This is a genomic window from uncultured Campylobacter sp., from assembly GCF_937997465.1.
Taxonomy (GTDB): Bacteria; Campylobacterota; Campylobacteria; order Campylobacterales; family Campylobacteraceae; genus Campylobacter_A.
In genome coordinates this window covers 1-6,192 of the sequence record NZ_CALKTQ010000028.1, presented here as the reverse complement: position 1 = coordinate 6,192, position 6,192 = coordinate 1, and the positions used below count along the sequence as shown (strand labels likewise).

Sequence of the window (6,192 nt, the reverse complement as noted above, 5' to 3'; positions counted from 1 at the left end):
AATGTCGAAAATCGGCTCGAAAATCTGCAAAAATAAAAATCTAAAATGGCTGCGAGATTTTCTAGCACCCCACACTAAGCGCGCATATATCGTCGGCGGCTGCGTTCGCGACGCGATGCTTGGTAAAAAAATCTCCGACTTTGACGTTGAAATTTACGGCATCGATCCTGCCAAATTTGACGCGCTAATGGCGCAAATCGGCGCTTGCGGCGTGGGCAAAAACTACTTCGTTTATAAATTTAAAAATTTCGACCTTTCTTTACCGCGAACCGAAAATAAAACGGGCGAGGGACACAAGGCCTTTGAGGTGGCTTACGCCGATGACGAGCGTGCGGCGTCTTTTCGCCGAGACTTTACCGTAAATGCGATGATGATAAATATCTTTGACGGCTCGTTTTTGGACTTTTACGGCGGACAGCGCGACATAAAACGCGGCATCTTGCGCCATATCGACGATGAAAAATTCGCCGAAGATAGCCTGCGCGTACTGCGTGCGGTGCAGTTTAGCGCTCGGCTAAATTTCCGTATCGCGCGTGATAGTTTGCGGCTGATGAAGAGCCTAAGTATCAGAGATCTTAGCCGAGAGCGCATAAACGGTGAGCTGATGAAACTTTTTGGCGCCAAATTTCAAGAGGTCGGCTTTTGGTATCTTTATAAACTAGGTCTTTTGGGTAAAATTTTCGGGCTAAATTTGAGCCGCGCCGATGCGGAAAAATTTACCGCAAAGCTAAAAAGCGCGGTCAAATTTCTACCCAAACAAAACGGCAAAAAAGACGAGCGCGAGTTTTTGTATCTTTTAAACGGCTTTTTCGGCATTAAAAATTTTTACGACTTAGGACTGCCAAAAAGCTTCGAAGCCTGCGTTAAAGAGCCGTTTTTTTCGCGTCGCCCGAGTGAGCGCGAACTACTTAAAATAGCGCTAGAAAAACCGCTAAAAAGCTGGCTCGGGCTAAACTCGCCCAGCCTCATAAAAAGAGCTAAAAATTTAGGCGTTTATGAAGTTAAATTTGAGCCTGCTACCAACACGGCGGAGATTTTAAAGCAAGGCTTTAAAGGTGCTGCAATAGGCGCTGAGATAAGGCGCAGGCAGGATTTGGCGATAGAAAAATTTTTAAACGAAAAGTCAAGCCGCGCTTAAAAATTAACCTAGTTAAAAGCGCAAATTAGCTAAAATCAACCCCTATTTTAAAGAGGCGAAAGTGGAAAAAATCTCAAAAATAAATTTTCAAAATAAAAAAGAGCCGTCGCGATACGCTTGCGGCGATATTTTTAAACACTACTTAAAAAATAATTTTTTAAAATTTACAAGTCTTGTAAAAAGCTCAAATTTACGCCGCCCTGCAAGCTCTTTTGCGTCTTTTAAAGTGCGGGCTAAGGTGGCTTTTTAAATGTTTAATATAGTCCTCGTTCATCCTCAAATCCCCCAAAATACGGGCTCGATCGGCCGCATGTGCGTAAATGCAAACCTTAGGCTTCATATAATCAAACCGACCGTTTTTGACATCAGCGAAAAGGCCGTTAGGCGCGCGGGGCTTGATTATTGGGCGCAGCTAAATCCCTTGATTTGGGAGAGTTTGGATGAGTTTTTGCGCGCAAACGCCGCTTACGGGGATAGATTTTTTTACGCGACGACGAAGGCGCATAAATTTTACTTTGAAGCGGAGTTTAAAAAGGGCGACTTTCTGTTTTTTGGCGGTGAAAGTACAGGCCTACCTATGGAGCTGATGGAGCGAAATTTCGCAAACGCGATCAAAATCCCGATGGGCGAGCATGGCAGAAGCTTAAATTTAGCCACGAGCGTGGGCATCATCGCGTATGAGGCTATCAGGCAAAATTTCGCCCAGTCAGGCTTTGGAAACGCGCTATGAAATTTGCGGCAAATAGGCTTTTTGCGGTCGTTTTTTCGGCTCTGTTTTTCGCCGTTTTTGCGGCGGGCGCCGAGCTAAAGATTGCCACGTTTAACGTGCAAAATTTATTTGACGCCAAAAACGACGGCAGCGAGTATAAGGATTTCGTCGTCGGCAAATCGGAGTGGGACGAGAAAAAAGCAAGTGCCAAATTTAAAGCCGTAAGCGCAAAGATAAAAGAACTAAACGCCGATATCATCGCGCTTCAAGAGATCGAAAACGAGCAAATTTTAAAAGAGCTGATGAAGGAAGCGGGCTATAAATATTTTGCCTTTTCTAAAGGTAAAAACGGTCCCGTAGGACTAGCTGTGCTGTCTCGCATAAAGCCTGAAAAAACGCAGATTTTTAGCGTGCCAAACGTTAAAACCAGAGACATTTTAAAGCTTGATTTTGAAATAGACGGGCAAAAATTTAGCCTTTTAAATTTGCATTTTCCCGCTAGAAAAAACCCTCTAAAGCAGCGAAAAACGGCTTTTGTCACGCTAAAATCAGCCTTAGCTGATACCAAAAAGGTCGTGGTTTTGGGCGATTTTAATACGCCTTACGGAGATAAAGAGCTGCTGGGCGATCTCGCGGCTAGCAAAAATTTAGCCAATCTCTGGGCGTTTTTGCCAAAGCACGAGCGATACTCGCATACTAGTAATAACGCACTCGATCACGTCCTGCTCTCAAAGGACGCGCTTAGTCAAAACTATGTTTTAAATAGCTTTAAGGTTGAGCGAGACGGGGCGCAAATTTCGGATCACTTTGCGCTGGTTTTTAGGCTAAATTTTGATAAAAATGCTAAAAATACGCTGCAAAATATCGCCGAAGCGCGGGTCGGCGAGCTATCAAAAAAGTCAAATTTGCCCGTTTTGTTAAAACGCGCCACGGTCGTGCAGAAGGACAAAAAGGGCTTTACGCTAGCGCAAGATAAGCGCGGTATCTACGTCTACGAGCCAAAAAACGACGCAAAACTCGGCCAGGTCATGGACGTAGCGGTAAACCGCCTAGACGAGTTTAAGGGAAATCTTGAGATCAGCTCGCATTATGCGGTAAAAATTTATGACGAAACGCAAGATCCGCGTGAGCAAATGCTGGAAGCTAAAAATCTAAAACAAGCGCACCCGGGAGACGTACTTGGTCGTATTAGCGGCGAAGTGCGAAACGGCAGGCTTTATACGCCGTACGGAGATATCAAAATTTACGGCGCTAAGGGCAAACCGCGCAACGAAAAAGAGGCAATTTTTACGTCCGTTCGCGTAGTGAATTATAAAAACGAACCTCAAATTTGGATAGAAAATGAGAATAATTGACGCGTTGGTGCTGGGCGCATTCGTACTTTTCGTGATATTTTTGATGCGCGGATTCGTCACGCAGACGCTTGAGAGAAGCAAAAGAAGACAAAATTTAAAAAAGGATAAAAAATGAGCGAAACAAAAGAACTGATCGTGGAGATCGGCGTCGAGGAGTTGCCGGCGATCCCGTTTTTAAAAGAGTGCGGCAACGTCGCGGCAAAGTGGCGCGAGACTCTAGCGCAAAACGGCCTAGATAGCGAGTGCGAGTTTTACTATACGCCGCGCAGGATCGCGTTTTATCACCCGAAATTTGCGGTGCGTCAGGAGGACGGATTTAGCGAGTTTATCGGTGCGCCCAGACAAGTCGCGCTAAAAGACGGCGCATGGACGCCGGCTGCGCTAAGCTTTGCTAAAAAATGCGGTATCGATGAATCTGAGCTAAAATTTGAAACCGTCGGCGGCAAAGAGGTGCTCTACTACAAAAAGCCAGTCGCGGGCAAGCCTAGTTCTGAGCTTCTGGGCGATATGATCGAGAAGTTTTTGCTCGGCTTAAATTTCGGTAAATCTATGCGCTGGGGCGAGGGTAAATTTGAGTTTATCCGCCCGATTCGCTCTTTTTTATGTTTGCTTGGAGACGAGGTCGTTAAATTTAACAAATTTGACGTTGAAAGCGGCGATACGATTTTCATGCATAGAAGCGTAAGCTACGATAAATTTACCGTCAAAAACGCCAAAGATTATTTCGCTGCGATGCCTAAAATCGGCGTAATCCTCGATCAAAACGCGCGCAGAGAGAAAATTTTGAGCGAATTTAAACAGATCGAAGCCAAAAACGGCGTAACGGTCGAGGTGGACGAGGCGCTGCTAGACGAGGTCGTAGCGATCACCGAGCATCCGACTGCGCTGCTTGGCGGATTTGAGCGGGAGTTTTTGGAGGTGCCTAGCGAAGTCATCATCACCTCGATGAAGGAAAATCAGAGGTATTTTCCCGTTTTTGATGGCGGCAAGCTCGCCAATCGCTTCGTGGTCGTGAGCAACGCTATCTCGCCAGAGCCAGCGCTCATCGTAAAGGGCAACGAAAAGGTTTTGCGTGCGAGACTTAGCGACGCGATGTTTTTCTGGCGTAGCGACCTGGCACATGAGTTCGGCCCAGAAAAGCTAAAAAACATCACCTATCTAAAGGAGCTTGGCAGCACCTTTGATAAAAGCGTGCGTGAGCTAGGCGTCGCAAAACGACTAGCTAAAATCTGCGCCGATCGCCTAAAAGCATGCGCGGGAGAGGGCTACGAGGCGCTGCTGGAGCGCGCCGTGATGCTGAGCAAGGCCGATCTAACCACGCAGATGGTGTATGAGTTTACCGAGCTTCAGGGCGTGATGGGCGGCTACTACGCGGCGGCAAAGGGCGAAAACGAAAACGTCGTAACCGCGATCAAGGAGCAGTATTTGCCAAGCGGCGAGGCCAGCGCACTACCTAGCACTATCTTTAGCTCCGTCGTCGCACTCGCGATCAAGCTCGAGACGCTAATCGGGCTCTTTAGTGCTGGTAAGATCCCAAGCGGCAACAAGGACCCGTATGCTCTGCGCCGCGCAGCTAACGGCGTCATCAAGATAATCCAAAACGAAAATCTAAACCTTGACATCGCGGCGTTTTTGCGCGAGATGGCGGAGGGATATGCGAAATTTGACGTCGAGGCGCTGATAGGATTTATATTTGATAGGCTTTATACATTTTTTGACGTGAACCCGTCCGTAGTAAAGGCCTGCCTAGCTAGCAAAAAAGGCGACGTACTCGCGCAGTGTGAGGCGATAGAGGCTCTAGGCGCGATCTGCGCGGCGGATGACTTTAGGCAAAATTTCAGCACCTTTAAGCGTCTGGCAAACATCATCAAGGACGAAAATTTCGGCGCGGTCGATGAAGCTAAATTTGAAAACGAGAGCGAGAAAAAGCTAAACGACGCCTTTAAGTCCGCAGTAAAAGCAGGTGGCACATATAGCGAACGCCTAAAAAATCTTTTCGGTCTAAAAGCCGCGATAGACGAGTTTTTCGACAACGTAATGATAAACGCCGAGGATGAGCTCGTGCGTAAAAACCGCCTTGCGCTCGTGGGGCAAATTTATGCGGAATTCCTCAAAATCGCCGATATAAAAGAGATAAGCCTATAAACTCTAGAAGCGGTGCTGCCGCTTCTGCACTCAGCTTGGGGCGCCAATGCTTAGGTGTGGTTTGCGGAGGTATAGCCTTTGCCATGTTTGGCAATCCTGAAAAAATCAACCTAGACCTAACCCAAGGCGCCGTGCTGCTGTGGCTTGGCATCGGAGCTAGCGGTCTTGGATACTTTTTATGGAACAAGGGCGCATGCGAGGTAGATAGCGGAACTCTAGCCATCATGAATAACACTCTCATACCTGCAGCCATCATCGTAAATTTAGTATTTTGGCATAAAGATGCGGATATACTAAGACTCTGCCTAGGCGGTGCGGTGATTTATATCTCGCTACTCATTCATAATAAAATCATCGCACACTACGAGCGAGCAAGCGTGGTGGCAAAATAGTCAAATTTGATGTAAAATTTAGCTAAAATTTAAAACTAGCGGCGAGACCAAATATCGCCGCTTTACTTGACGGCAGTAGGTATTTTAAAATTTGAGTTTTAAAGAGGATCAGATATGCACGACGCCGCAGCACTTCTAATCGCACTGCTTTTTTGTTGCTTTAATCGCCCCTAAAGGCAAACGCAAACTGCTGCGAATTTCATATCTTTGATAAGCGGCTACGTAAATTTCATAGATTATAAAGAAAAAAGCGAAAATCCCGCCACGAACGGTAAATATTTTAGAATTTATCTGGATGATTATACCGCACAAGAGTGCTTTTTATCAGCCAAGTTAAGCACAAGAGGCTTTTTAAAGAGTATCCCGATAACATATGAAGAATTAAATATATTTTTTAATCAACTGCAACCAAGTCATGAAAGCGAGGATAAGATAGCCAGAGAGAAAATCGTT

5 protein-coding genes and 2 pseudogenes are annotated in these 6,192 nt (G+C 46.1%); all 7 read left to right on the top strand.

Features of this window, described 5'->3' with window-relative positions:
* A partial coding sequence (locus tag Q0546_RS00745) for a CCA tRNA nucleotidyltransferase (protein ID WP_298789620.1) occupies positions 1-1,138 on the top strand: 1,138 nt, incomplete at its 5' end.
* A gap of 250 nt (positions 1,139-1,388) precedes the next feature.
* Positions 1,389-1,868 carry a tRNA (cytidine(34)-2'-O)-methyltransferase gene (locus Q0546_RS00740; protein WP_298789618.1) on the top strand — a complete coding sequence of 160 codons (480 nt, stop codon included), beginning with the start codon at positions 1,389-1,391 and terminating at the stop codon, positions 1,866-1,868.
* Positions 1,865-3,202, top strand: coding sequence for an endonuclease/exonuclease/phosphatase family protein (locus Q0546_RS00735; protein WP_298789616.1), 1,338 nt, complete (start codon positions 1,865-1,867; stop codon positions 3,200-3,202). The genes Q0546_RS00740 and Q0546_RS00735 overlap by 4 nt, the downstream gene beginning before the upstream one ends.
* A complete protein-coding gene (locus tag Q0546_RS00730; protein WP_009494292.1) occupies positions 3,189-3,317 on the top strand; it encodes a hypothetical protein in 129 nt (42 codons plus the stop codon). Before Q0546_RS00735 ends, Q0546_RS00730 begins: the two co-directional genes overlap by 14 nt.
* Entirely contained in the window at positions 3,314-5,347 is a 2,034-nt protein-coding gene (gene glyS / locus Q0546_RS00725) for a glycine--tRNA ligase subunit beta (protein WP_298789614.1), read from the top strand. Before Q0546_RS00730 ends, glyS begins: the two co-directional genes overlap by 4 nt.
* Positions 5,348-5,436: 89 nt before the next feature.
* Positions 5,437-5,739: pseudogene (locus tag Q0546_RS00720) on the top strand (hypothetical protein); the annotation flags it as partial.
* Between the two features lie 207 nt (positions 5,740-5,946).
* Positions 5,947-6,192: pseudogene (locus Q0546_RS00715) on the top strand (hypothetical protein); the annotation flags it as partial.